The sequence below is a fragment of the Streptomyces winkii genome, assembly GCF_032248595.1.
GTDB lineage: Bacteria > Actinomycetota > Actinomycetes > Streptomycetales > Streptomycetaceae > Streptomyces > Streptomyces winkii.
In genome coordinates this window covers 403,669-426,031 of the sequence record NZ_JASTTH010000002.1, presented here as the reverse complement: position 1 = coordinate 426,031, position 22,363 = coordinate 403,669, and the positions used below count along the sequence as shown (strand labels likewise).

The following is a 22,363-nucleotide window of genomic DNA, read 5'->3' as shown; positions in this document are numbered from 1 at the left end:
GGAGTTGTGTGCCGCCTCTCACCGGCGTGGGTCTGGCAGGTGGTTATCGAGAGGCGGCATCGCGCGAGGTGGATCAGCCGCCCGCGGCCTGCCCGGCGGCGTTTCCGACCGCGATGCCGGCAGCTCCCGCACCGGCGACGGCGCATGCGGCGGCCAGCCCGGCGCCGACCGCGGCAGGAGTGGCGAGGACCGGAGACATCCGGCCGTTCCACTCGTTCTCACCGGCGTCGATCGAGACACCGTTGAGTTCCTGGCTCGCGTTGACCTTGGTGGAGATTGCAGTCACGTTTACTCCTTGAGCGACGGTTGGATTCTGCTTACGGCGCTGATGTGGCGGTTGTCAGCCGGCCTGGGCCTGGGTGACCCCGAGCCCGACGCCGGCTCCGAACGCACCCGCGGTGACCAGGGCGCCGCCGGCAACGGCAGCCGGGGTGGACAGGACGGGCTCGGCCGGCGACAGGTCCTCCACGTTCGCGGCATCCTTCAGTACGGTGTCCAGCAGGTGGCTGCTGTTGACCTTCTCAAGCAACATGAGTGTGTCTCCTTCTTTCTCGTGCTTTTCGTGGTTTCTCGTGCACCGGACTCGGGAGCCGAGAGCGCGGAAATCACGACTGGAATCCCGTCATCAGGATGGTGATCGGATTCCTCGGCTGGTCGCTTCCGGCATCACACACGATGGCATGTGTCAATCTCCGAACGAAGAGGTTTTGGTGTCATCTTGCTGCCTCGCATGCGGCAGCATCGGGCCTCCATTAGGCCGCCGTCCGTGTGGGAGCGTTGTGCGTATGCGAATGACACTAGATGAGCAGGTAATTCTGCTCTCCATTGACGCTCGGGGGCGCTTTCCCGAGCCGTGGCGGACAGATTGCGCCGCCGCCGGAGCTGTCCTTTTTGAACTGGCTTTGGCAGGGCGGCTCGACGTGGACAACCAAAAGGTCGTCGTAGCCGACCGGACACCTGTGGGCTCTGCCGTACTGGACGACGTGCTTGCGGTGCTGGCGGCACACGAGAAGCCGGCCACCGCCCAGAGCTGGGTGCGTGAGCTCCGTAAGAGCGCTCGCGGTAAGGCACTGGACCGGCTTCGGGAAAGGGGGACGGTGCGCGAGGAGGTGAGCAGGACGCTGGGACTGTTCACCACACGTCGCTATCCCACGCTCGACAGCTCCGTCGAGGTCGCGCTCCGCGATCGGTTGGCCGGTGTGGTGCTACGGGGCGAGACACCGGACGAACGCACCGTCGGCTTGGCGATCGTGCTGAGTGCTGCCGGTTTGTACGAGCGCGCCTTCCCCGGAATCCCGGCCCGGGACGTCGAACGGCGCACGGCGAAGCTGGCGCATGACAACTGGGCCGCTCCCGCGGTACGTAGGGCCCTGGAGGCGATGCAGTACGAACTCGTCGCCGTCGTGGGCGCCGCGACCGTGGGCGCCGCCGTCGCCGGCACCGGCTAGTACTCCGGCGCTAGTTCGCTGTCGTCGCTGGAGCGAGGGGGTGTTGCCGAGAATGAGATCGGAGGCCTTCTCGGCGAGCATCGCCGTTCACGAACGTACGCAGAGACGCTTTCCGCCACAGCTCAAGCGCGGTTGCCAACGCTGGTCAACGAGGGCGTACGCGGCTCTGAGCAGTACAAACAGACTTCGAAGGGCCGTCCGTTCTTGGAATCGGCCTATTCGATCTTCGTGTCCAACGCTCTTCTTCTCTGGGGATTTCAACGCCCCCGATGGAAGCCACGGAGTGGGTCACACCTCACCACCCGTCAGCCAATCCGGCGCCCGGTGCACATCCGGTGCATTGTGAGGGTGGAAACAGACGGTGGCCCGCGGAAGACGCCGGAAGGCGTTTCCGCGGGCCACCGAAGGTCGCACCGTCAGAGGCCAGTCGTGAACCGGCCTCCGCCTTTAGATGTCGAAGTACAGCTCGAACTCGTGCGGGTGCGGCCGCAGTTGCATCGGAGCGATCTCGTTCTCCCGCTTGTACTCGACCCAGGTGTCGATCAGGTCGGCCGTGAAGACGCCGCCCGCCTGGAGGTACTCGTTGTCCGCCTCCAGGGCGTCGAGGACCGCGGGGAGGGAGGTCGGGACCTGCGGGACGCCCGCGTGCTCCTCGGGGGCCAGCTCGTACAGGTCCTTGTCGATCGGCTCGGCCGGCTCGATCTTGTTCTTGACGCCGTCGAGGCCCGCCATCAGCAGCGCCGAGAAGGCCAGGTACGGGTTCGAGGACGGGTCCGGGGCGCGGAACTCCACGCGCTTGGCCTTCGGGTTGGAGCCCGTGATCGGGATGCGCATCGCCGCGGAGCGGTTGCGCTGCGAGTAGACCAGGTTGACCGGTGCCTCGAAGCCCGGGACCAGGCGGTGGTAGGAGTTCACCGTCGGGTTGGTGAAGGCCAGGAGCGACGGGGCGTGCCTGAGGATGCCGCCGATGTAGTAGCGGGCGGTGTCGGAGAGGCCCGCGTAGCCCTGCTCGTCGTAGAAGAGCGGGGAGCCCTCGTTCCACAGGGACTGGTGTACGTGCATGCCGGAACCGTTGTCGCCGAAGATCGGCTTGGGCATGAACGTGGCGGTCTTGCCGTTGCGCCAAGCGGTGTTCTTCACGATGTACTTGAAGAGCATCAGGTCGTCGGCGGCAGCGAGCAGGGTGTTGAACTTGTAGTTGATCTCGGCCTGCCCGGCGGTGCCCACCTCGTGGTGCTGGCGCTCGACCTGGAGGCCCGCCTTGTTCAGTTCGAGGGTGATCTCGGCGCGCAGGTCGGCGAAGTGGTCGACGGGCGGGGCCGGGAAGTAGCCGCCCTTGTAGCGGACCTTGTAGCCGCGGTTGCCGCCGTCCTCGATGGCGCCGGTGTTCCAGGCGCCGGCCTCCGAGTCGATGTGGTAGTACGAGCCGTTCGCCTTGGTCTCGAAGCGCGCCTCGTCGAAGATGTAGAACTCCGCCTCCGGACCGAAGAAGGCGGTGTCGGCGATGCCGGAGGAGGCGAGGTAGGCCTCGGCCTTCTTCGCCACGTTCCGCGGGTCACGGCTGTACTGCTCGCCGGTGATCGGGTCGTGGATGAAGAAGTTGATGTTGAGGTGCTTCTCGCTGCGGAAGGCGTCAAGCCGGGCCGTGCTCAGGTCGGGGACGAGCGCCATGTCCGACTCGTGGATGGCCTGGAAGCCGCGGATCGAGGAACCGTCGAACATCAGGTTCCCCTCCGGGTCGAAGGACTCGGCCGGGACCGTGAAGTGCTGCATGATTCCCGGAAGATCGCAGAAACGGACGTCGATGAACTTGACGTCGTTGTCCGCGATGAATTTCTTGGCCTCGGCGGCGTTCTGGAACATCCATTTCCTCCTAGTCCCGCCGCGGAGGGACGGGAATTGCTCGGGGCGCAGGCCAGTGCGGGTGGGCATGCGGTGCGGCCGACGATAGGCAGGCACGATTTCTCAAGCGTGACCCAGCTGTTTCGCTGATGTTAACCAGGGTCCGGCCGATACCCGGTGACCTGCGGTCAAGGTCGTTTTCGTGAGCGGTACGGTTGCGGTGTGAACAACAGGGATGCGTTCGGGTCGTGGCTGTCGGGCCCCCGCGCCGCCGCGGAGGACATGGGTGCCGACTTCGGGCCCCGGGGCGAGCGGCTGGGGTTGCCTGCGGAAGGGCCCGGTGCCGTCGCGCCGGTCGGGCGCCGTCTGGGTGCGCTCTTCGCCGACTGGGCGATCTCGGTGCTCATCGCGTACGGGCTGCTCGCGGGCGGCGACCTGCGCAGCACGGACAACTGGGCGCTGGCCGTCTTCCTCGTGATGAGCCTGCTGACGGTCGGCACCGTCGGGAGCACCCCGGGCAAGCGGCTGCTGCGGCTGCGAGTGGTGGCCGTGGACGGGCTGGGCCGTCTGACGCTGTGGCGGGTGGCCGTGCGCACCGTGCTGCTGGGGCTGGCGATTCCGGCACTGATCTGGGACCGGGACGGGCGGGGGCTGCACGACCGGCTCTCGGGCGCGGTCCAGGTCCGTACGTAGCGGTCCGGATCCGTACGCAGGTGTGGCGGAACGGCCGTTCCGCGCCGGGCAGTTACGCGGTCTTCGCAGTCACGCGGTCTTCTCCGCGGCCCGGACGGCTCGGTCGAATCGCGTGGCGAGCGTCAGATACTCCGCGCCCCACCCGCTGCTCAGCGAGACCTCTTGCAGCGGACCGGTCGGCAGGAACAGCGACTTCAGCTGCGCCAGCCGGCTGAAGTCCTCCCGGCGAAGCCTGGCCAGGTGGTCGCGCAGCTCGGCGGTCATCTCCTCGGAGGTGGCCCACCTCGCCGTCCAGTCGACGTTCTGCTCGTGTGCGCCGAGCACGCGCAGCACGTCCTCCACGACATCCGCGAGCACGCTGTCACGCAGGCCCGTACGGGGCGGCGGCGGAGGTGCGGCCGGGCGTCATCCCCGCGGCATCCGGCCACCGCCGCCGCGCATGCCGCGCCCCGGGACCGGGCCCTTCGGGATGGGCATGTTGCTCATCAAGTCGCCCATCGCGCGCAGCCGGTCGTTGACCTGCGTGGTCTGCGGGCCCGTCAGCACGCGCGGCAGCTTCAGCAGCTTCGTGCGGAGCTTCTTCAGCTCCACCTGCCCCTCATCGTCGCCCACGACGAAGTCGTGCACGGGGACGTCCGAGACGACGCGGGCCATGCGCTTCTTCTCCGACGCCAGCAGGGTGCGCAGCCGGTTCGGGTTGCCCTCCGCGACGAGGACGATGCCCGCCCGGCCGACGGCGCGGTGCACGACGTCCTGGCTGCGGTTCATCGCAACGGCGGGCGTGATCGTCCAGCCCCGGCCGACGTTCTCCAGCACGGCCGCCGCGGCGCCCGGCTGTCCTTCCATCTGGCCGAACGCGGCGCGCTCCGCCCGGCGTCCGAAGATGATCGCCATCGCCAGCAGGGCCAGCATCACGCCCAGGACGCCCGCGTAGACCGGATGTCCGATCAGGAAGCCGACGGCGAGGAGGACACCGAAGGTGACAAGCCCCACACCGGCCAGGATCAGGCCGATCTTCCGGTCGGCACGCCGGGTCATCTTGTACGTCAGAGCGATCTGCTTGAGCCGCCCAGGGTTGTTCTCGGTGTCTGCCTTCCTCGCCATGCGGGGAAGTTTACGTGGCGGCCGGCCTCCGGTCGGCCGCGGCCTCCAGTACCCGCTGAGCCTCGGTACGCGCCACAGCCCGGCGGCGGTCCTCGAGCACCGCTGCCCAGGCGTTTCGGCGTGCTGTCTGGTGGCCCCTGCGCATCAGCAGGGTCTCGAAGGTTTCCAGCGCGCGCAGCGTGGTCCGCAAGACGGTTCCCCTCCGGTGATGTCGCGTGGCTGCGATGGGCGGCCTTGAACGGTACGTGCAGCCATCGTCACCGTTAGGTGTTACCAGCGGATGACCAGCGGGTCAAAGCCTGCGAACGCCGATGCGGCCAACGTCACGCCGGGCCCCTTCATACGGCGAGTTCATACGGCGAGCACGCGCCCCTCGTACGGAGTGGCCCCGGTCACGCCGCCCGTGCGTCGCGCGCCTCGACCGCCTGCTTGTACAGACGGCCCGCGCGGTACGAAGAGCGGACCAGGGGCCCGGACATGACGCCCGCGAATCCGATCTCCTCGGCCTCCTGCTGGAGTTCGACGAACTCCTGCGGCTTCACCCAGCGCTCGACGGGGTGATGGCGGGCGGAGGGCCTCAAGTACTGCGTGATCGTGATGAGTTCGCAACCGGCACCGTGCAGGTCGCGCAGCGCCTCGCTGACCTCTTCGCGCGTCTCGCCCATCCCGAGGATCAGGTTGGACTTGGTGACCAGGCCGTCCTCGCGGGCGCGGGTGAGCACGTCGAGGGAGCGCTCGTAGCGGAAGGCGGGGCGGATGCGCTTGAAGATGCGGGGCACGGTCTCGACGTTGTGCGCCAGGACCTCGGGGCGCGAGGAGAAGACCTCGGCGAGCTGCTCCGGTACGGCGTTGAAGTCGGGGATGAGCAGCTCGACGCCGGTGCCGGGCATCAACTGGTGGATCTGGCGCACCGTTTCGGCGTAGAGCCAGGCGCCGCCGTCGTCCAGGTCGTCGCGGGCGACGCCGGTGATCGTCGCGTACCGCAGCTCCATCTGCTGGACGGACTCCGCGACGCGGCGCGGCTCGTCGCGGTCGAGCTCCGCGGGCCTGCCGGTGTCGATCTGGCAGAAGTCGCAGCGCCTGGTGCACTGTTCGCCGCCGATGAGGAAGGTGGCCTCGCGGTCCTCCCAGCACTCGAAGATGTTGGGGCAGCCGGCCTCCTGGCACACCGTGTGCAGGCCCTCGCGCTTGACCAGGTCCTGGAGCGCGTTGTACTCGGGGCCCATCTTCGCCCGTGTCTTGATCCACTCGGGCTTGCGCTCGATGGGCGTCTGGCTGTTGCGGACTTCAAGGCGGAGCATTTTGCGACCGTCGGGTGCGACAGCGGACACGTCCGGCTCCCTACGTACTTTCGATTCCTCGGCGAACTTCAGGGTACGCCCACCGCTCTTCCGTCTCCCACCGGCCGGTGGCCTCGCAGACGCAGGGCCCGGAGGACCTGGAGGCCCCGGAGGCCCCGAAGTGGGCGGAGGCCGGGAGCCTCACACCGCGCGGGGCAGCGGCTCCGAGGACTCCAGCACCGCACGCAGATGCTTCTCCAGTACGGGCAGTACGTCGGCGACCGTGACGCTGCGGCCCAGCTCGTCCGAGAGCGACGTCACGCCCGCGTCGCGGATGCCGCACGGCACGATGCGGTCGAACCAGGTGTTGTCGGGGTCGCAGTTGAGCGCGAAGCCGTGCATGGTCACGCCCTTGGCGACGCGGACGCCGATCGCGCCGACCTTGCGGTCCTCGCCGCGCTGGCCCGCGTTGGAGGGCGCGTACTCGGGGCCGCGCAGCCGGGCGTCGTACTCGTCGTCGTCGTCCTCGTCCTCGCCGGCGCTCTTCGCGGCGAAGTCCAGGGAGAGACCGCCGAGTTCGGGGCCATGCCTGCCCGCCGCGTCGCCGAGGACCCAGGCGCCGCTGCGGCCCTCGATCCGCGTGGTCTCCAGGCCGAACTCCGCGCACGTGCGGATCATGGCCTCTTCCAGCCGCCGTACGTGCGCGATCACGTCGACCGGGCGCGGCAGCTTCAGGATGGGGTAGCCGACGAGCTGACCGGGGCCGTGCCAGGTGATCTTCCCGCCGCGGTCGACGTCGACGACGGGCGTGCCGTCCACGGGGCGCTCGGCGGGCAGGGTGCGGCGGCCCGCGGTGAAGACGGGGGTGTGCTCCAGCAGCAGACAGGTGTCGGGGATCTCGTCCGCGAGGCGGGCCGCGTGCACGCGGCGCTGCTCCAGCCATGCCGCCTCGTAGTCGACGGCTTCGGCGCCGAAGCCCAGACGGACGTAGCGCAGCTCGCTCACGGCTCCTCCTCTGCTCTGCCGGGCCCGAGCGGGGTCTGCCGCCGGTGCCGGGACGGGCCGACGGGGCCGGTCCCGCAGAAAACTGTACGGCTGCGGCGGCCGGTTCCGGCAGCCGGGCACCTCCTCACACGTATGGATGAAAAGGACAGCGAAGCGGGCGAGCGGCCTCGGCGGGCGGCTAAATTCGCGCCGTTCCGCAGGGTGCCACGGCGCCTGGCGCAAGCCGAAGCTCAGGAGCCCGTAAAGCTGATGACCATCGAACGTTCCGGGGACTCGGCCGCCCCGTCCCCCCATTCCTCCGGCGGGTCCACCTCGTCCTCCGGCGGGTCCCCCGCGCCGTCCTCGCAGGCCGCGTCGTCTGCGTCGTCTGCGTCGTCCCCCTCAGCGTCCTCATCCGTGTCCGAGTCGTCCGGGCAGTCGCAGGCCTCGGCGCAGCGCGTGCCGAACCGTCAACTGGCCGCGCTCATCGCGGAGGCCGGTTTCTCCAACGCCGGACTGGCCCGGCGCGTCGACCAGTTGGGACTGGAGCACGGTCTCGATCTGCGCTACGACAAGACGTCCGTCACGCGCTGGCTGCGCGGGCAGCAGCCGCGCGGCACGACTCCCGCGCTGATCGCCGAGGTCTTCACGCGCCGGCTCGGCAGGCGGCTGACCGCACAGGACCTGGGGCTGGACGCGTGCGCTCCGGTCTACGCGGGGCTGGAGTTCGCGGCGACGCCCTCGGAGGCGGTGGACATCGTCAGCGGGCTGTGGCGCAAGGACTCGGGCAGCCACGCGGAGCTCCGCAAGATCGCCTTCACTCCGGCCGGGCTGGTCGTGCCGAGCCGTGACTGGCTGATCGGGCGGCCCGACGAGCAGGTGGCGCGGGGCGTCGGGCCGGAGTCGGGGCCGGGTGCGCCGGGCGGGGGCGCCGGTCTCGACGGTGCCCACGGCCACGGCGGCGGACTGCGTCCCGGAGCCGGCCGGCCCGGCGCCGCGGGCGCGGCCTCACGGCACGGCGTGGGCGGCACCCGGGTGCCGCCCCAGATGCGCGGGGCCGGTCACGTGCCGGGAGGGGCCCGTGCGGGCGCGGGCGGAGCCATGGCCGCCGGGGCCCTGGCGCGCACCGCCGGCGGCGTCCCCGGAGCGGTGCGTGCGGAGCGTCCGGACCCTACGGAGCGCGGCCCCGGCCAGCGGGTCTCCATCGGCGACGTCAACGCGCTGCGCTCGGTGGGCGAGCTCTTCCGCGCCCTCGACCAGGCGTACGGCGGCGGCCACGCCCGCCAGGCTCTCGTCCGGTATCTGGAGCACGAGGCGGAGCCCATGCTGCGCGGGGTGTACGGGGAGCAGCTGGGGCGGCGTCTCTTCGGCGCGGCCGCCGATCTGACACGGCTCGCTGGCTGGACGTCGTACGACATCGCGGCGCACGGGCTGGCACAGCGCTACTTCGTGCAGGCGCTGCGGCTGGCGCAGGCGGCGGGCGACCGCGCCTACGGCAGCTACGTGCTGGTGACGATGAGCAGGCAGGCGGTGTATCTGGGGCACGGCCGCGAGGCGGTGCAGCTGGCGCGCGTCGCGCAGCAGGGCGTGGGGACCGCCGCGCCGCCGCTCGTGCAGGCTCTGCTGCACGCCGCGGAGGCGCGCGGGCACGGGGTGCTCGGCGAGGTGCGCGCCTGCACGTCGTCGCTGGCGCGTGCCGAGCGGGCGCTGGAGGCGGCGAAGTCCGGTGAGGACGTGCCGCCTTGGGCGCGCTTCTTCGACGAGGCACAGCTCGCGGACGAGAGCGGGCACTGCCACCGCGACCTCCAGCAGTACCGGGCGGCGGCGCAGCACGCCGAACGCTCCCTGCAACTGCGCGGCTCGGGCTTCGCGCGCAGCCGCCTCTTCTGCCGGGTCGTGCTGGCGACGGCACGGCTGGGCCTGGGCGAGGTCGAGCAGGCGTGCGCGCTGGCCGCCGAAGCGGCGCAGCAGGCGGCGGAGATGCGGTCGGTGCGCGCGCACGAGTACGTACGGGACTTCGAGCGGCGGCTGGAGCCCTACCGGGACGCGGCGCCCGTGCGCGGGTATCGCGAGCGGGTGGCGGCGCTGAACTGAGCGGCGTCGAGCCGGGCGGCGCCGAACGGGACGACGCTGAGCCGTACCGAACCCGGGCCGCGCGGACCGGGCCGCGCGGAACCGAGCGCCGTGGCGCGCGCCCGCACGGGGTTCGCCCGGCTCACTCGCCGGTGCGGCCGTCGATGTGCTCGCGCACCAGATCGGCGTGGCCGTTGTGCCGGGCGTACTCCTCCGTCATGTAGAGGAACAGGCAGCGCAGATCGGCGAGTTCGCCCTTCGGGCGGTGGAAGGTCTCGTTGAGCGAGCGCCCGGCGACGGCGTCGCGGGCCGCGGCGACCTCCCGGTGGTATATCTCGAAGTCGCCGGGGGCGCTCTCCGGCGTGCCGTCCTCGAAGTCGCCCTCCATGTTGTCCTCCGTGAAGAAGACCCACGGCAGGTCGGCCTCGCCCGCGAAGTGGTTCCGGAACCACCAGCGTTCGACGCCCGCCAGGTGCCGGAGCAGCCCCAGCAGGGACAGCGTGGACCTGCCGACCGGCCGCAGCGTGAGCTGCTCGCCGGTCAGGCCGCCGCACTTGAACAGGAAAGTGGCCCGCTGGTAGTCCAGCGCGGCCTCCAGGGCCGTTCTCTCATCCGCCTTGTACGTACGGGCGGGACGCCTCACCTCGGGTGTCGTCCAGGTCATGCGCTCACGCTACGGCGCACCACTGACAACGGCTCCAGAGCGGAGCGAACCGCAGGCACGGCCCGTTCAGCCCGCCCGCCCGGGCCGCCCGTTCACCCTGCCCTCAGCCCAGCCACCGCAGCCCCGCCGCCGTCGGCGCGAAGCCGCAGCGCGCGTAGAAGCCGGTCAGGTGCTCCTCGTAGTCGACGTGCAGCCACCGCGCGCCCGCGCGCCGCGCCTCGTCGGCCGCGCGGCGCACCAGCCGCACCCCGAGCCCCTGCCCCCGGGCCGCCGGATGCACGGTCGTGTCGAGCACGAAGGCGTGGACGCCGCCGTCGCCGACGACGTTGACGAACCCCACGAGCCCGTCGTCCCGGAAGGCCGCGACCCACAGCAGGCTGCGCTCCAGACGGGCGCGGAAGTCGGCGTGTTCGTGCACCGGCCAGGACGCGGCGAAGAGGGCGTTCAGCTCGTCGTCGCCGAGCGGAGGACGCACCTCCAGCCTGGCCTGGCGCAGGTGCGGGCCCCTCACCGGCGCCGGACCGGCTCGCAGGGGATCTCCATCGTCACCATCGTCGGACCGCCCGGCGGGCTGCTGACCGCGAGCAGTCCGTCGAACTGGCCCAGCCGCCGCTCGACGCCCGTCATCCCCGAGCCCTTCGCCGGGTCGGCGCCGCCCCTGCCGTCGTCGGTGACGGCGATGCGCAGCATGCCCTCGCCCGTAGGGGCCACGGCCTCGCTGTAGTGGACGTCGAGCCAGACGCGCTCGGCGCGCGCGTGCTTGGCGGCGTTGGTGAGCACCTCGCTGATCGCGAAGTACGCGGCGGACTCGACCGGTTCGGGGAACCGCCCCTCCACTTCGACGTCCGTCTCCACGGGGATCTGCATGCGCAGCGACAGGGCTCTCACGGCGTCCCCCAGCCCCCGCTCGGCGAGGACCGGCGGGTGGATACCCCGTACGAGATCGCGCAGTTCGGTGAGCGCCTCGGCGGAGTTCTGCCGTGCCTGCGCGATGAGCTTCTTCGCCTGTGCCGGGTCCTTCTCGACGAGGGCCTCGATCGTGCCGAGGCTCATGCCCATGGAGACCAGGCGCGCCTGTGCGCCGTCGTGCAAGTCGCGTTCGATGCGCCGCAGTTCGGCTGCGGAGGAGTCGACGGCGTCGTGGCGCGTCTCGTACAGCCTCTCCACGCGCTGCTCCAGCTGCGCCCCGCGGCTCGGGGAGATCATGCCCTTGACGATGAGGAAGTGGCCCCGGATGAAGTACGGGTTGACCATCGCCGCGAGCACGACCAGCAGCGCCCCGAGGCCCGCGCACAGCGTCGCCGTGCCGAAGCCCTCGACGGGGATGAAGGCGTACCAGTAGTTGTGCTGCACGGCCCGCCAGACGCCCGCGAAGATGACGAAGCCCTCGATGCCGTACGCGACCAGAGCGGCCGGGAAGAGCGCGGTGACGAACCCGGCGACGGCATCCGTCAGCAGCCAGGCCAGGTCCCGCCACGTCGCCGGGTCCCGCAGCAGCCGCATGCAGCGCCGGACGGTGCCGCCCGCGCCGGTCGCCGGCGGGAGGGGCCGGTAGGGCGACGGGACGGCGAGGCCCGCCCAGTCGTGAGCGAGGTACCGCCGCTGGTTGGCGTGCATGCGTACGAGGTGCATCACCGCCGGAGTCGTGAAGAGGCCGACGCCGAGAAGGATGAACGCGAGGGACAGCACGCCGGCGATGAAGAGCGCCAGCGAGACGCCGAGCGACAGCATGCACAGAGCCAGGCCCCGCACCGCCGCGGTCAGGGCGGCGCGGACGCGTTCCCGCGTCTCCGGTGACCCCGGCCTGGCCGGTGGGAGCCCCATGTCGAGGATCCCTTCTCCCGCTGCTGGTCGCTCCACCGCCGCCGCTCCTTCGTCTGCCCCGTCGTCTGCCGGGTCGCGTGTACGCCCGTCCCGGCCGCGCTCCCCCGCCGCCGCTCTCGCCTGCCCCGCTGCCCGTACGCCGGGCACTGCTCCAGTCTGCGCCTGCGTCGGCCGCTGAGGCAGGGGGACCGGCACCCGTACGACGGTGTACCTGACGACACCCCCGCACTGGTCCCGCCCCCTCCACGAACAGGGGGCTTCGGCGGCTGTGGGCGCCGGACGCCGCTTTCTAGCGTCGAGACGACCGATCACCCGCCCCGGACTCGACCGGGGCCAGACGACGGGGAGTCCGCCGATGCTCGAGACGCCGAGGCAGCAGGCAGCGCCTCACAGACACCAGGCGCAGCACCACCGCCGGCGGCAGCGAGGCCCCGGCCTGGCCGCACGGCTCGGCGGCTGGAGCACGCGGCACCGCAGGACGGCGGTCTTCGGCTGGCTCCTCTTCGTCGTGCTGGCGTCGGTGCTCGGCGGCCTCACGGGCGTCGCCGAGATGAACGAGTCCGAGAGCATGACGGGCGACTCCGCGCGCGCCCAGCGCATCCTGGAGGACGCCGGAATCGACGCGCCCGCGGGCGAGATGGTCATGGTCACCGGTGAGAGCCGGGACGGCTGGCGGCAGGCCGCCGGCGAGGTGGCCAGGGCGGTGGAGGCCACGGGCGAGACCGGCCGGCCGCAGCGGCCGGTCCCGTCGGAGGACGGCACGGCGGGCCTGCTCCGGTTCCAGATGAAGGGCGACGCGGAGACCGCCGGCGACCGCGTGCAGCCGGTCGTCGACGCCGTGCAGAAGGTGCGCGCGGCGCACCACGGCGACGGCGTCACCATCCACCAGTACGGGCAGGCGAGCGCCGACAAGTGGCTGGGCGAGATGCTCGGCGACGACTTCGCCAAGGCCGAATGGACGGCCGTGCCACTGGCGTTGGGCATCCTGCTCGTCGCGTTCGGGGCGCTCGTCGCGGCGCTGCTGCCGGTGGCGCTGGCCGTCACCGCGTTCATCGCGGCGAACGGTCTGCTGGCCGTGGCCAGCCACCAGTTGCACATCTTCGACACCACCAGCTCCGTGATGCTGCTGATGGGCCTCGCCGTCGGCATCGACTACTGCCTGTTCTATCTGCGCCGGGAACGCGACGAGCGCGAGGCCGGACGGGACGCCGAGACCGCGCTGCGCGTGGCCGCCGCCACCAGCGGGCGCGCCGTGCTCGTCTCGGGGCTGACGGTGATGGTGGCGATGGCGGGCCTGTTCCTGTCGGGCCTGCTGATGTTCAAGGGCTTCGCGGTGGCGACGATCCTGGTCGTCTTCATCGCGATGCTGGGCTCGGTGACGATCCTGCCCGCGCTGCTCTCCTGGCTGGGCGACCGGGTCGAGCGGGGCAGGCTCCCCTGGCGGCGCCGCACGCTCGCCGCATCCGGCGAGGCCCGGCAGCGCGGCAAGGCCCGGAAGAGCGGACGGATCTCCTCCGCGGTGCTGCGTCCCGTACTGGCGGCGCCGGGGGTGTTCGCTGTGCTGGCGGCCGTGGCGATGCTCGCGCTGGCCGCGCCGACGCTCGGCATGAAGACCGAACAGCTCACCCTGGACCAGCAGATGCCCTCGGGCTCGCCGCTGCGGACCGCCTCGGAGGCGATCAACAAGACGTTCCCCGGCGGGCCCGAGCCCGCCAGGGTCGTGCTCAAGGCCGAGGACGTCGAGGCGCCCCGCGTACGCGCCGCGCTCGCGGACTTCGCCGAACGGGCCCGCACCGACGGGCACTTCCGCACGGGCGTCGAGACGACGGTGCACCGCTCGGCGGACGTCGCCGAGATCGCCGTGCCGCTGCGGGGCGACGGCACGGGAGAGACGTCCAAGGAGGCCGTGGAACAGCTGCGCAGCACGCTCGTGCCGCAGACGCTGACGCCGGTGGCGAAGGGCGGCCAGGCCTACGTGGGCGGCGAGCTGGCGAGTTCGATGGACTTCAACGACCAGCTGCGCCGCGGCATCGTGCCCGTCCTCGCCTTCATCACGGCCGTCACGTTCCTGCTGATGCTGGTCTGCTTCCGCTCGCTGCCCGTAGCGATCGCGTCGGTCGTACTCAACCTGCTGTCGGTCGGGGCGGCGTACGGCGTGATGACGGCCGTCTTCCAGCACGGCTGGGGCGCCTCGCTGCTGGGCACGGAGGCGGTCGGTGCGATCGAGGGCTGGATGCCGCTGTTCGTGCTGGTGGTCCTCTTCGGGCTGTCGATGGACTACCACGTCTTCGTGGTCTCGCGTATCCGCGAGGCGCACGAGCGGGGCGTGGCGACCCGCGAGGCGATCCGTGAGGGCGTGCGCGCGACGGCCGGTGCGGTCACCGGCGCCGCGGTGATCATGGTGGCGGTGTTCGCGGTGTTCGGCACGCTGTCGATGCAGGACATGCAGCAGATGGGCGTCGGTCTCGCGGTGGCCGTGCTGCTGGACGCGACGCTCGTACGGATGGTGCTGCTGCCCGCGGTGATGACGCTGCTCGGCGAGCGCAACTGGTATCTGCCGCGGATGCTGCGCGGGCTGCCGGATCTGTCGCACGGCGATCCCGCGGTGGGCGCAGCCGGTTCCGGAAGCCGACACGACAACGGCGGCGGCAGCACCGGAACCGACGCCGCCTCCGGCGCCGCGAACGCGGGCTCCGGGCCCGCCGATCCGGCTCTCACCTCGAACTCCCGCTGACAGGGGGCAGCCGGGAGCACGGGACGCGTCCCGGGCAGGCGCCGCACACACACACGCGCGCGCGCTCGCCCGGGACGCGCTCCACCCCCGAAGTGCCTTCCGCCGCGCGGCACTTCCCCACGTTCGCGCAGGTCAGAGCGCCCGCACGGACGGACCGCCGCGGGCCGCTCCGCACGTGGCCCGATCCGGCGAGCTTCTCTCGTGGGGCACAGCACCACCCCGTACGCTGCCCCCATGCCGCACATCACTGTCGACTACTCCGATGCCCTCGCCGAGACGTTCGACCGCCGCGGCTTCGGGCTCGCCCTGCACCCCCTGCTCGCGCGCACCGTGGTGGGCTCGGTCGCGGGCTGCAAGACCCGCTTCCGCCAGATCGAGGAGTGCTTGATCGCGGACGGCACGGACGAGGTCGCGATGCTCCACGTCGAGGTGGCGCTGCTCTCCGGCCGTACGCCGGAGGCCAAGGCCGAACTCTCCCGCGCCGTCCTGGGGCTCGCACGCGACCACGTCAAGCCGACGCCGGGCGTCACGCTGCACACCTCCGTCGACGTCTGCGACCTCTCGCGCGGCAGCTACGCCAGTCACACGGAAGAGGACCACGCATGAGATTCGGACTGCTCGGCACCGGCCCGTGGGCGCAGAAGACGCACGGACCCGCCCTCGCCGCGCACAAGGACGCGGAGCTGACGGGCGTTTGGGGCCGCCGATCCGAGGCGGCCCGCGAGCTGGCCGAGGACCTCGGCACCCGCGCCTACGACGACGTCGACGCGCTGCTGACCGACTGCGACGCGGTCGCGGTGGCCCTGCCGCCCGACGTCCAGGCTCCGCTGGCGGTGCGCGCGGCCGAGGCGGGCTGCCATCTGCTGCTGGACAAGCCGGTCGCGACGACGCCCGAGTCCGCGCGGCAGGTCACGGCGGCGGCGGGGGCCGCGGGCGTCGCGTCGGTCGTCTTCTTCACGCTGCGCTTCTGCGGCTCCACCGGCGCGTGGATCGAGGAACAGGCCGCCGTGGACGGGTGGCTGACGGGCCGCGCCGAGTGGCTCTCCCCCGTCTTCGGCGGCGCCGACTCCCCGTACACGGCGTCGCCGTGGCGCCGTGAGAGGGGCGCGCTGTGGGACGTCGGCCCGCACGCGCTCTCCGTGCTGCTGCCCCTCCTCGGCGAGGTCGCCGATCTGTCCTCGGTACGGGCGGGGCGCGGCGTCGGCGACACCGTGCACCTGGTCCTGCGGCACGAGCAGGGCGCCTCCAGCGTCTGCACGCTCAGCCACTCCGTGCCGCCCGCGGCCGCCGGCGTCACCGCCGAGGTCAGGGGCCCCGCCGGTACGGCGACGCTGCCCGAGCGCGACGAGTCGCCGGTGGACGCCTTCGCGCGCGCCGTGGACGCGCTGACCGAGTCGGCTCGTACGGGCGAGGCGCACGCCTGCGACGTCCGCTTCGCACAGAAGGTCACGGAGATCCTCGCGAGCGCGGAGGCGGCGCTGTCGCAGTGACCGGGGCGCGGCGGGCGGGGTCTCGGAGGCCCTCCCCGCGCACGCTCCCCGGAGGCGCCCCCGGCCCGGCCGGTAGATTCGGTGCATCCGAGCTTCCCGCCACCGTGGAGACCCCGTGCGCGTCCTCATCGCCGAAGACCTGTTCCTGCTGCGTGACGGCCTGGTCCGGATGCTGGAGGCGTTCGGCTTCGAGATCGCGGCCGCCGTGGACAACGGGCCGGAGCTGAGCAGGGCGCTGAAGGAGCTGGACCCCGACGTCGCCGTCGTCGACGTGCGGCTGCCGCCGTCCTTCACCGACGAGGGGCTCCAGTGCGCGCTGGAGGCGCGCCGCAGACGCCCGGGGCTGCCGGTGCTGGTCCTCTCCCAGCACGTCGAGCAGCTGTACGCGCGGGAGCTGCTCGCCGACGGCACCGGCGGCGTCGGCTATCTCCTCAAGGACCGGGTCTTCGACGCGGACCAGTTCGTGGACGCGGTGCGCCGCGTCGCCGCCGGCGGCACCGCGATGGACCCGCAGGTGATCCAGCAGCTGCTCTCGCGGCGTTCCCGAGAGGCTCCGATGGCGAAACTCACGAGCCGCGAGCGAGAAGTGATGGAACTCATGGCGCAGGGTCGTTCCAACGCCGCGATCGCCACTCAGCTCGTCGTCACGGAGAGGGCCGTGGCGAAGCACACGTCAAATATCTTCGGGAAGTTGGGGCTTCCGCCGTCCGACGACGACAACCGCCGGGTGCTCGCGGTGCTGGCGTATCTGGACGGGTCCGACCGGGGCTGACCAGCACCATCTTGCCGCGCCCTCTCGTATGAGCACACAAACCTCCATTAGCGTGCCCACCACATCTGTCAGCGGTGACCGCGATGTTTCGGAGAAGTGGAGCACGCCGTGGAGGACATCAACAGACGCACACTTCTGGGCACGGCAGGAGCACTCGGCGCGGGTGCGGCGCTCGGCCCCAGCGCCGGCCCGGCGGCCGCACAGGCCCCGGCCGTGCCCGGCTTCCACACGGCGGCCGGCGACATGAAGCACGCGGAGGCCGCCGCGCGGCGTCTCCTCCCCGACCACGGCGACCAGATCGCCTTCACCGCGCTCACCGGCGGCGACGAACGGTTCAAGGTCTCCGGAAGCGCGGGCAAGATCGAGATCGCCGGCACATCCCCGGCCGTCGCGCTGACCGGGCTGCACTGGTACCTGAAGTACACGTGCGCCGCCCACATCTCGTGGGCCGGCAGCCAGACCGCTCTGCCCGCGCAGCTTCCCGCGCCGGGCAGCCAGTACGAGCGCAGCGCGACCGTGCCGCACCGCTTCATGCTCAACGACACCCACGACGGCTACACCGACCCGTACGCGGACTGGGACCACTGGGAGCGCTTCATCGACGTGATGGCGCTGCACGGCTGCAACGAGGTGCTGGTGACGACCGGTTCGGAGGCCGTCTACCACCGGCTGCTGAAGGACTTCGGCTACTCCGGCGAGGAGGCACGCCAGTGGATCCCCGCGCCCTCGCACCAGCCGTGGTGGCTGCTCCAGAACCTCTCCGAGTACGGCGGCCCCATCTCCGAGGCCGTGCTCCAGAAGCGCGAGGACCTGGGCCGCCGCATCGTGACGCGGCTGCGCGAACTGGGCATGCACGCCGTGCTGCCCGGCTACTTCGGCACGGTCCCCGACGACTTCTCGGAGCGGAATCCGGGCGGCAGGACCGTCCCGCAGGGCGACTGGAACGGCCTCACCCGGCCCGCGTGGCTGGATCCGCGCACGGCCGTCTTCCGCAAGGTCGCCGCCGCGTACTACAAGCACCAGAAGGCCGTCTTCGGCGAGATCCGCCACGTCAAGATGGATCTGCTGCACGAGGGCGGCAAGGCCGGGGACGTGCCCGTCCCGGACGCGGCGCAGGCCGTGGAGAAGGCGCTCCAGACCGCTCTGCCCGGTGCGACCTGGGTGATCCTCGGCTGGCAGAAGAACCCGCGCCGCGAGCTGCTCGACTCGCTCCAGCAGAAGAACCGCGCGCTCGTCGTCGACGGCCTGTCGGATCTGGAGAAGATCACGAGCCGCGAGACCGACTGGGGCGGGGTTCCGTACGCCTTCGGCACGATCCCCAACTTCGGCGGCCGCACCACGATGGGCGCCAAGACCCATATGTGGACGGAACGTTTCACTCAGTGGCGCGACAAGTCGGGCAGCAAGCTGACCGGCACCGCCTACATGCCGGAGGCCACCCACCGCGACCCGCTCGCCTTCGAGCTCTTCAGCGAACTGGCATGGCGTGAGGAGGCCATCGACCGGAAGCAGTGGTTCGCCAACTACGCGCGGCTGCGCTACGGCGGCGACGACGAGAAGGCACGCGCGGCGCTCTCGGCGCTACGCGGTACCGCGTACGAGATCAGCAGCACCGACGGCCGCCCGCACGACAGCATCTTCGCCGCACGGCCGAGCCTCGACGCCCGCTCCGGCGCCCACTACGCCACGCACACACCGGCGTTCGACCTCGCCGACTTCGACGCCGCGCTGACGGCGCTGCTGGACGTACGAGAGTCGCTGCGCGGCAGCGACGCCTACCGCTACGACCTCACCGACACCGCACGCCAGGCCCTCGCCAACCGCTCGTGGCTGCTGATCGGCAAGCTGAAGGCGGCGTACGAGCGCGAGGACGCGGACGCCTTCCGCAAGCTCAGCAATCTGTGGCTGTCGCTGATGCAGCTGAGCGACGAGGTCGCCGGCGCGCACGCCTCATTCCTGCTCGGACCGTGGCTGGCCGGGGCGCGCAGGTTCGCCGGGGACGAGGCGGACGAGCAGGACAAGCTCGAACTCAGCGCGCGGACGCTGATCACGGCGTGGGCGGACCGCCCCGCGGCCGACAAGGGCATGCTCGCCAACTACGCCAACCGCGACTGGCAGGGCCTCATCGCCGACTTCCACCAGCCGCAGTGGCGAAGCTATCTGGAGGAGCTGGAGGACGCCCTCGCGGACGGCAGGACGCCCAAGACCTTCGACTGGTATGAGGTCGAGGAAGCCTGGACGCGAGAGCGCAAGACGTATGCGCAGCGTCCCACCCAGGACGCCTACCGCACCGCGCAGCGCGTGCAGACCGCGCTGGCCAAGGCGCCGTTCCAGGGAAGCCTCACCGTCACATCCGATCCGGCGACGCTGACTCCGGGATCGTCGAGTCGGTTCAAGGCCGTCTTCCGCAACGAGAGCGGGCTGCGTCCCACCGGCACCGTCGACTTCTCCCTCACCGGCCTCCAGGACGCCGAGCCGCAGGGGTCCACCTCGGTGCTCCGCGTCGAGCAGGGCAGCCGCGCCACCGTGTGCTGGCGGGTGCGGGCGCCGAAGGACGAGCTGAAGCACCCGCTGAAGCCCATGGACTACGAACTCGCGGTGGAGTACGGCCCCGAGGGCGAGCGCCGCGTGAAAATGCCCCAGTCCGGCAAGCTCTACGTCGCGGGGCCGCTCGACGACGAGCTGTCCACGTACAGCACCAACGACGCCGTCTTCGGCCAGCTCGGCGACCGCTTCGCCATCAACGGCGCGGGCGACGACATGTGGAAGGGCACGTCGCACTTCGGCGCCGTCTACCGCGAGGGAGCCCTGCGCGACGGCGTCTCCGCGACCGTCCGCGTCACCTCGCAGGAGGTGACGGGCCCGTGGGCGCGCGCGGGGATCGTCGCCCGCAACGACCTGCCCGGCGAGGCCTCGCCGGGTTTCGTCAGCCTGTCGGTGACTCCGGGGAACGGCGCGGTGCTCTCGTACGACTCCGACGGCGACGGCACCCTCGACCGCTACGAGCGCGTCACCGGCGTCGACGCTCCCGTGACGCTGCGGCTCAGCCGCGACGGACGCTCCTTCCACGGCGAGCTGTCCACGGACGACGGCGCGAACTGGCGCTCCGTGGGCACCGTCACCGTGCCGGGTGTGGTCTCACGGCAGGACGTGGGGATGTTCATGTCCGCGACGAACGGCGGCACGGGAGCCCGGGGCACCGTGGAGTTCGGCGGCTGGGACGTGCGCTGAGCCCAGCGCGGCGCTGCGCGTCCGGAGGGGCGCGGCTCCCGGCCGCCGGGCGTCAGGTGACCAAGCCAACGGTCGTTCGTTCTCGTGGACGTGGCCCTTTCGGAAGCGACTTCGCAGCATTCACGGACACCGTCCGGATCCGTCGACGTGGAGCAGGCTCAGGCCGCGCTCGTCGAGCACTACCCGCGGCTGGTGCGGCTGGCCTATCTGGTGCTGCCGCCCTCGCTCGCCCGGCACCGGCGGGTGCTGACGGCGCATTCGCTCGTGCAGCGCGCGCTGCCGCGCGGCCGTGGCACCGCCGAGGTGACGCCCCTGCCGGCGCAGCGGCACGGCGGCGGGACGGGCACCCACGCAGACTCCGGTGCCGGTGCCGGTGCCGGATCGGGCTCCGGCTCCGGCGACCGGGGCGCCCCCGGCGCCGATGCTCCGCGCGGAGGTGCGTACGCCTATCTCACGACGCGCGTGCTGCGGGCGGCGCTCTGCGGTGAACGGCGCCGCCGCTTCGGACCGTTGCCGCTGCCCGCGCTCCCCGTGCGGCCCGGCCTCTTCCCGCTCGTCCTCGGGCTCCGGCTGTTCCCGCGCTCCGGCGGCGCGTACGAACTCGCCCTGGAGAAGGCCCTGTCGGAGGTTTCGGGTGCGGCACGCGCGGCCTGCGCGCTGCGGTGCTGGGAGGGCATGACGGACGACGAGGTGCGGCGCACGCTGGAGGCGGCGGAGGCGCCGGACCCGGACGGGGCGCTCGCCGAGGCCGCGGGCATCCGGCTGCCGGCGGGCAGTCAGGACCGCCCCGTGCTGGGCCCCTCGGAGTTCGACCCGTGTTCGTTGCAGGCACGGCCGACGGATCTGCTGCGCCGGCGTCAGCATCTGCGGGCAGCGCTCGCCGCGGTGGCGGCGGTCGTGGTGTGCGGCGGCCTGCTGGGGCTGCCCGGCGGGTCCTGGGGTCCGGACGGTGCGGCGGCGCCGCCCTACGCCCGCAACCCCGCGGCCGAAAAGGCCCTGGATCCGGGCGCGTTGACACGCGTCCCCGCCGGTGCCTGGAAGGAGGCCTCGCGCACCGACTTCTCGGCGTGGCCCGCGCGCGGCGACCTCACCCGGGACCGGGAGCTGCTGCGCCGGGCGCTCGCCGTATGGGCGCGTCCGGGCGGCAAGGTGCGGGTGTCCGTGACGCGGGGCACCGCCGCCGGGCCGCCCTCCGCTCCGCCCCAACTGCTGTACGCGGGGCGGGTGGACGGCACGCGGGTCGTCCTGCTGCACGACGGACTGCGGGTGGTCCGGTACGCCGAGCCCGAAGGCGCGGACAGCGGCGGCGCGGTGCTCGACATCGCCCGTACGGACGGGGCGGACACGGCGGAGTCCGGCGCCCTGGTGATCTCGCGCAGCGACTCCAACGTCCGCTATCTGACGGCGCCTTGGGTCTCGAAGGCCGCCGAGGTGGATCTCCTCCAGCCCGACGGCGACGGCCGGCGGCTCAGCCGGGAGGACGACGGTGTGCTCACCTCGCTGACGGGCCCCGCCCGCGATCCCCGCGACTGCCACCGCTGGCCCGGGCTGATGCTCTCCACGTCCGGTCACTCGACGCGCCATCTCTACACGGATCTGGGCGAGTTGACGGCCGTACGGATCACGTCCGGAAACCCCGGCGGGACGGTGCGCGACGCGACGGGCGCCGCGGCGCGGTCGAGGCTCGCACACACGGCCTGCGGGCTCCGCTCGATGGTCGGGACCGGCATGCGCACGGTCAACTCCTGGAAGTTCGCGACCCAGCCGCTGCCGGACGGCACGCACTCCGCGACATGGACGTGCACCCGTGGTGAGACATGGCGGGGCAGCGGCTCACGGATCTTCACGGCCTTCCGGCGGTCGGGCACCGAGCCGGACGAGCAGGCGGTCTTCACCTCGCGTGGGGTGGACACCCCGCTGTGCGGGCCCCGCCGGCCGCACGCGCTGGCCGGAACGCTGTGGAGGTCGGGCACGGGCGAGCGGTACCTGGTGGCGGCGGGCAGCCGGAAGGTGACCGGCATCCGCGCGACCGGCAAGTCCGGGGGTCCGAGCGGCACTTCGCAGGGACGCAGGCTGGCGCTGCCCGCCGAAAAGGGCGCGAAGGCGAAGCTCAGCGCGTGGCTGTCGAACGGCGAGAAGCTCTCCGGGTCCCGCTGAGGCGTACATACGGCGGCCGCGCCGGGAGCCGATCCGGCGAGGACCGGCGCACCGCGCACCGACGCGG

19 protein-coding genes are annotated in these 22,363 nt (G+C 71.9%); 9 read left to right on the top strand and 10 right to left on the bottom strand.

Annotation, left to right across the window (positions count from 1 at the left end):
- Positions 1-73: 73 nt before the first annotated feature.
- Together QQM67_RS06230 and QQM67_RS06225 are read right to left on the bottom strand one after the other, a co-directional pair.
- Entirely contained in the window at positions 74-286 is a 213-nt protein-coding gene (locus QQM67_RS06230) for a hypothetical protein (protein ID WP_314172581.1), read from the bottom strand.
- Positions 287-340: 54 nt separating this feature from the next.
- Complete coding sequence (locus tag QQM67_RS06225) at positions 341-532, bottom strand: hypothetical protein (protein WP_314172580.1); 192 nt, start codon at positions 530-532, stop codon at positions 341-343.
- On the opposite strand from QQM67_RS06225, the gene QQM67_RS06220 reads away from it, so the two are divergent.
- Positions 531-1,448 carry a GOLPH3/VPS74 family protein gene (locus QQM67_RS06220; protein WP_314172579.1) on the top strand — a complete coding sequence of 306 codons (918 nt, stop codon included), beginning with the start codon at positions 531-533 and terminating at the stop codon, positions 1,446-1,448. The two genes, QQM67_RS06225 and QQM67_RS06220, sit on opposite strands and share 2 nt — an antisense overlap.
- Before the next feature lie 447 nt (positions 1,449-1,895).
- Here the strand turns inward: QQM67_RS06220 and glnA are convergent, their stop codons facing one another.
- Positions 1,896-3,311 (bottom strand): type I glutamate--ammonia ligase, encoded by a 1,416-nt coding sequence (glnA, locus tag QQM67_RS06215; protein WP_314172577.1) that lies wholly within the window; start codon positions 3,309-3,311, stop codon positions 1,896-1,898.
- A gap of 201 nt (positions 3,312-3,512) precedes the next feature.
- On the opposite strand from glnA, the gene QQM67_RS06210 reads away from it, so the two are divergent.
- Complete coding sequence (locus QQM67_RS06210) at positions 3,513-3,983, top strand: RDD family protein (protein WP_314172576.1); 471 nt, start codon at positions 3,513-3,515, stop codon at positions 3,981-3,983.
- A 69-nt stretch (positions 3,984-4,052) separates the two neighbouring features.
- On the opposite strand, the gene QQM67_RS06205 is transcribed toward QQM67_RS06210, so the two are convergent.
- The 4 genes from QQM67_RS06205 to lipB all read right to left on the bottom strand — a co-directional run bounded on the left by QQM67_RS06205 (position 4,053) and on the right by lipB (position 7,372).
- Positions 4,053-4,340 (bottom strand): hypothetical protein, encoded by a 288-nt coding sequence (locus QQM67_RS06205; RefSeq protein WP_314172575.1) that lies wholly within the window; start codon positions 4,338-4,340, stop codon positions 4,053-4,055.
- Between the two features lie 48 nt (positions 4,341-4,388).
- Complete coding sequence (locus tag QQM67_RS06200; protein ID WP_314172573.1) at positions 4,389-5,087, bottom strand: DUF4191 domain-containing protein; 699 nt, start codon at positions 5,085-5,087, stop codon at positions 4,389-4,391.
- Between the two features lie 392 nt (positions 5,088-5,479).
- Positions 5,480-6,418 (bottom strand): lipoyl synthase, encoded by a 939-nt coding sequence (gene lipA, locus QQM67_RS06190; protein ID WP_314172571.1) that lies wholly within the window; start codon positions 6,416-6,418, stop codon positions 5,480-5,482.
- Between the two features lie 150 nt (positions 6,419-6,568).
- Positions 6,569-7,372: a lipoyl(octanoyl) transferase LipB gene (lipB, locus tag QQM67_RS06185; RefSeq protein WP_314172570.1), complete on the bottom strand. Its 804-nt coding sequence runs from the start codon at positions 7,370-7,372 to the stop codon at positions 6,569-6,571.
- A gap of 396 nt (positions 7,373-7,768) precedes the next feature.
- On the opposite strand from lipB, the gene QQM67_RS06180 reads away from it, so the two are divergent.
- Positions 7,769-9,445: a regulator gene (locus QQM67_RS06180; RefSeq protein ID WP_314172569.1), complete on the top strand. Its 1,677-nt coding sequence runs from the start codon at positions 7,769-7,771 to the stop codon at positions 9,443-9,445.
- Between the two features lie 121 nt (positions 9,446-9,566).
- Here QQM67_RS06180 and QQM67_RS06175 read toward each other — a convergent pair whose 3' ends face one another.
- The 3 genes from QQM67_RS06175 to QQM67_RS06165 all read right to left on the bottom strand — a co-directional run bounded on the left by QQM67_RS06175 (position 9,567) and on the right by QQM67_RS06165 (position 11,912).
- Positions 9,567-10,088, bottom strand: coding sequence for a mycothiol transferase (locus QQM67_RS06175; RefSeq protein WP_314172568.1), 522 nt, complete (start codon positions 10,086-10,088; stop codon positions 9,567-9,569).
- Positions 10,089-10,191: 103 nt separating this feature from the next.
- Entirely contained in the window at positions 10,192-10,599 is a 408-nt protein-coding gene (locus QQM67_RS06170) for a GNAT family N-acetyltransferase (protein ID WP_314172567.1), read from the bottom strand.
- Positions 10,596-11,912 carry a sensor histidine kinase gene (locus QQM67_RS06165; protein WP_314172996.1) on the bottom strand — a complete coding sequence of 439 codons (1,317 nt, stop codon included), beginning with the start codon at positions 11,910-11,912 and terminating at the stop codon, positions 10,596-10,598. The genes QQM67_RS06170 and QQM67_RS06165 overlap by 4 nt, the downstream gene beginning before the upstream one ends.
- Before the next feature lie 355 nt (positions 11,913-12,267).
- On the opposite strand from QQM67_RS06165, the gene QQM67_RS06160 reads away from it, so the two are divergent.
- From QQM67_RS06160 to QQM67_RS06135, 6 genes are all read left to right on the top strand, one after another.
- A complete protein-coding gene (locus QQM67_RS06160; RefSeq protein WP_314172566.1) occupies positions 12,268-14,646 on the top strand; it encodes an MMPL family transporter in 2,379 nt (792 codons plus the stop codon).
- A gap of 234 nt (positions 14,647-14,880) precedes the next feature.
- Complete coding sequence (locus QQM67_RS06155) at positions 14,881-15,252, top strand: 5-carboxymethyl-2-hydroxymuconate Delta-isomerase (RefSeq protein WP_314172565.1); 372 nt, start codon at positions 14,881-14,883, stop codon at positions 15,250-15,252.
- Positions 15,249-16,136: a Gfo/Idh/MocA family protein gene (locus QQM67_RS06150; RefSeq protein ID WP_314172564.1), complete on the top strand. Its 888-nt coding sequence runs from the start codon at positions 15,249-15,251 to the stop codon at positions 16,134-16,136. The genes QQM67_RS06155 and QQM67_RS06150 overlap by 4 nt, the downstream gene beginning before the upstream one ends.
- A gap of 115 nt (positions 16,137-16,251) precedes the next feature.
- Positions 16,252-16,908 (top strand): response regulator transcription factor, encoded by a 657-nt coding sequence (locus QQM67_RS06145; protein WP_314172563.1) that lies wholly within the window; start codon positions 16,252-16,254, stop codon positions 16,906-16,908.
- A gap of 108 nt (positions 16,909-17,016) precedes the next feature.
- Complete coding sequence (locus QQM67_RS06140) at positions 17,017-20,139, top strand: alpha-N-acetylglucosaminidase (RefSeq protein WP_314172562.1); 3,123 nt, start codon at positions 17,017-17,019, stop codon at positions 20,137-20,139.
- Positions 20,140-20,286: 147 nt separating this feature from the next.
- Positions 20,287-22,296, top strand: coding sequence for a hypothetical protein (locus tag QQM67_RS06135; protein WP_314172561.1), 2,010 nt, complete (start codon positions 20,287-20,289; stop codon positions 22,294-22,296).
- Positions 22,297-22,363 lie beyond the last annotated feature (67 nt).

Coding starts and splice junctions, on each gene's coding strand:
- QQM67_RS06165 (WP_314172996.1), bottom strand. CDS start 11,912: ATGGGGCTCCCACCGGCCAGGCCGGGGTCACCGGAGACGCGGGAACGC.
- QQM67_RS06175 (WP_314172568.1), bottom strand. CDS start 10,088: ATGACCTGGACGACACCCGAGGTGAGGCGTCCCGCCCGTACGTACAAG.
- QQM67_RS06160 (WP_314172566.1), top strand. CDS start 12,268: ATGCTCGAGACGCCGAGGCAGCAGGCAGCGCCTCACAGACACCAGGCG.
- QQM67_RS06155 (WP_314172565.1), top strand. CDS start 14,881: ATGCCGCACATCACTGTCGACTACTCCGATGCCCTCGCCGAGACGTTC.
- glnA (WP_314172577.1), bottom strand. CDS start 3,311: ATGTTCCAGAACGCCGCCGAGGCCAAGAAATTCATCGCGGACAACGAC.
- QQM67_RS06220 (WP_314172579.1), top strand. CDS start 531: ATGAGTGTGTCTCCTTCTTTCTCGTGCTTTTCGTGGTTTCTCGTGCAC.
- QQM67_RS06225 (WP_314172580.1), bottom strand. CDS start 532: ATGTTGCTTGAGAAGGTCAACAGCAGCCACCTGCTGGACACCGTACTG.
- QQM67_RS06150 (WP_314172564.1), top strand. CDS start 15,249: ATGAGATTCGGACTGCTCGGCACCGGCCCGTGGGCGCAGAAGACGCAC.
- QQM67_RS06200 (WP_314172573.1), bottom strand. CDS start 5,087: ATGGCGAGGAAGGCAGACACCGAGAACAACCCTGGGCGGCTCAAGCAG.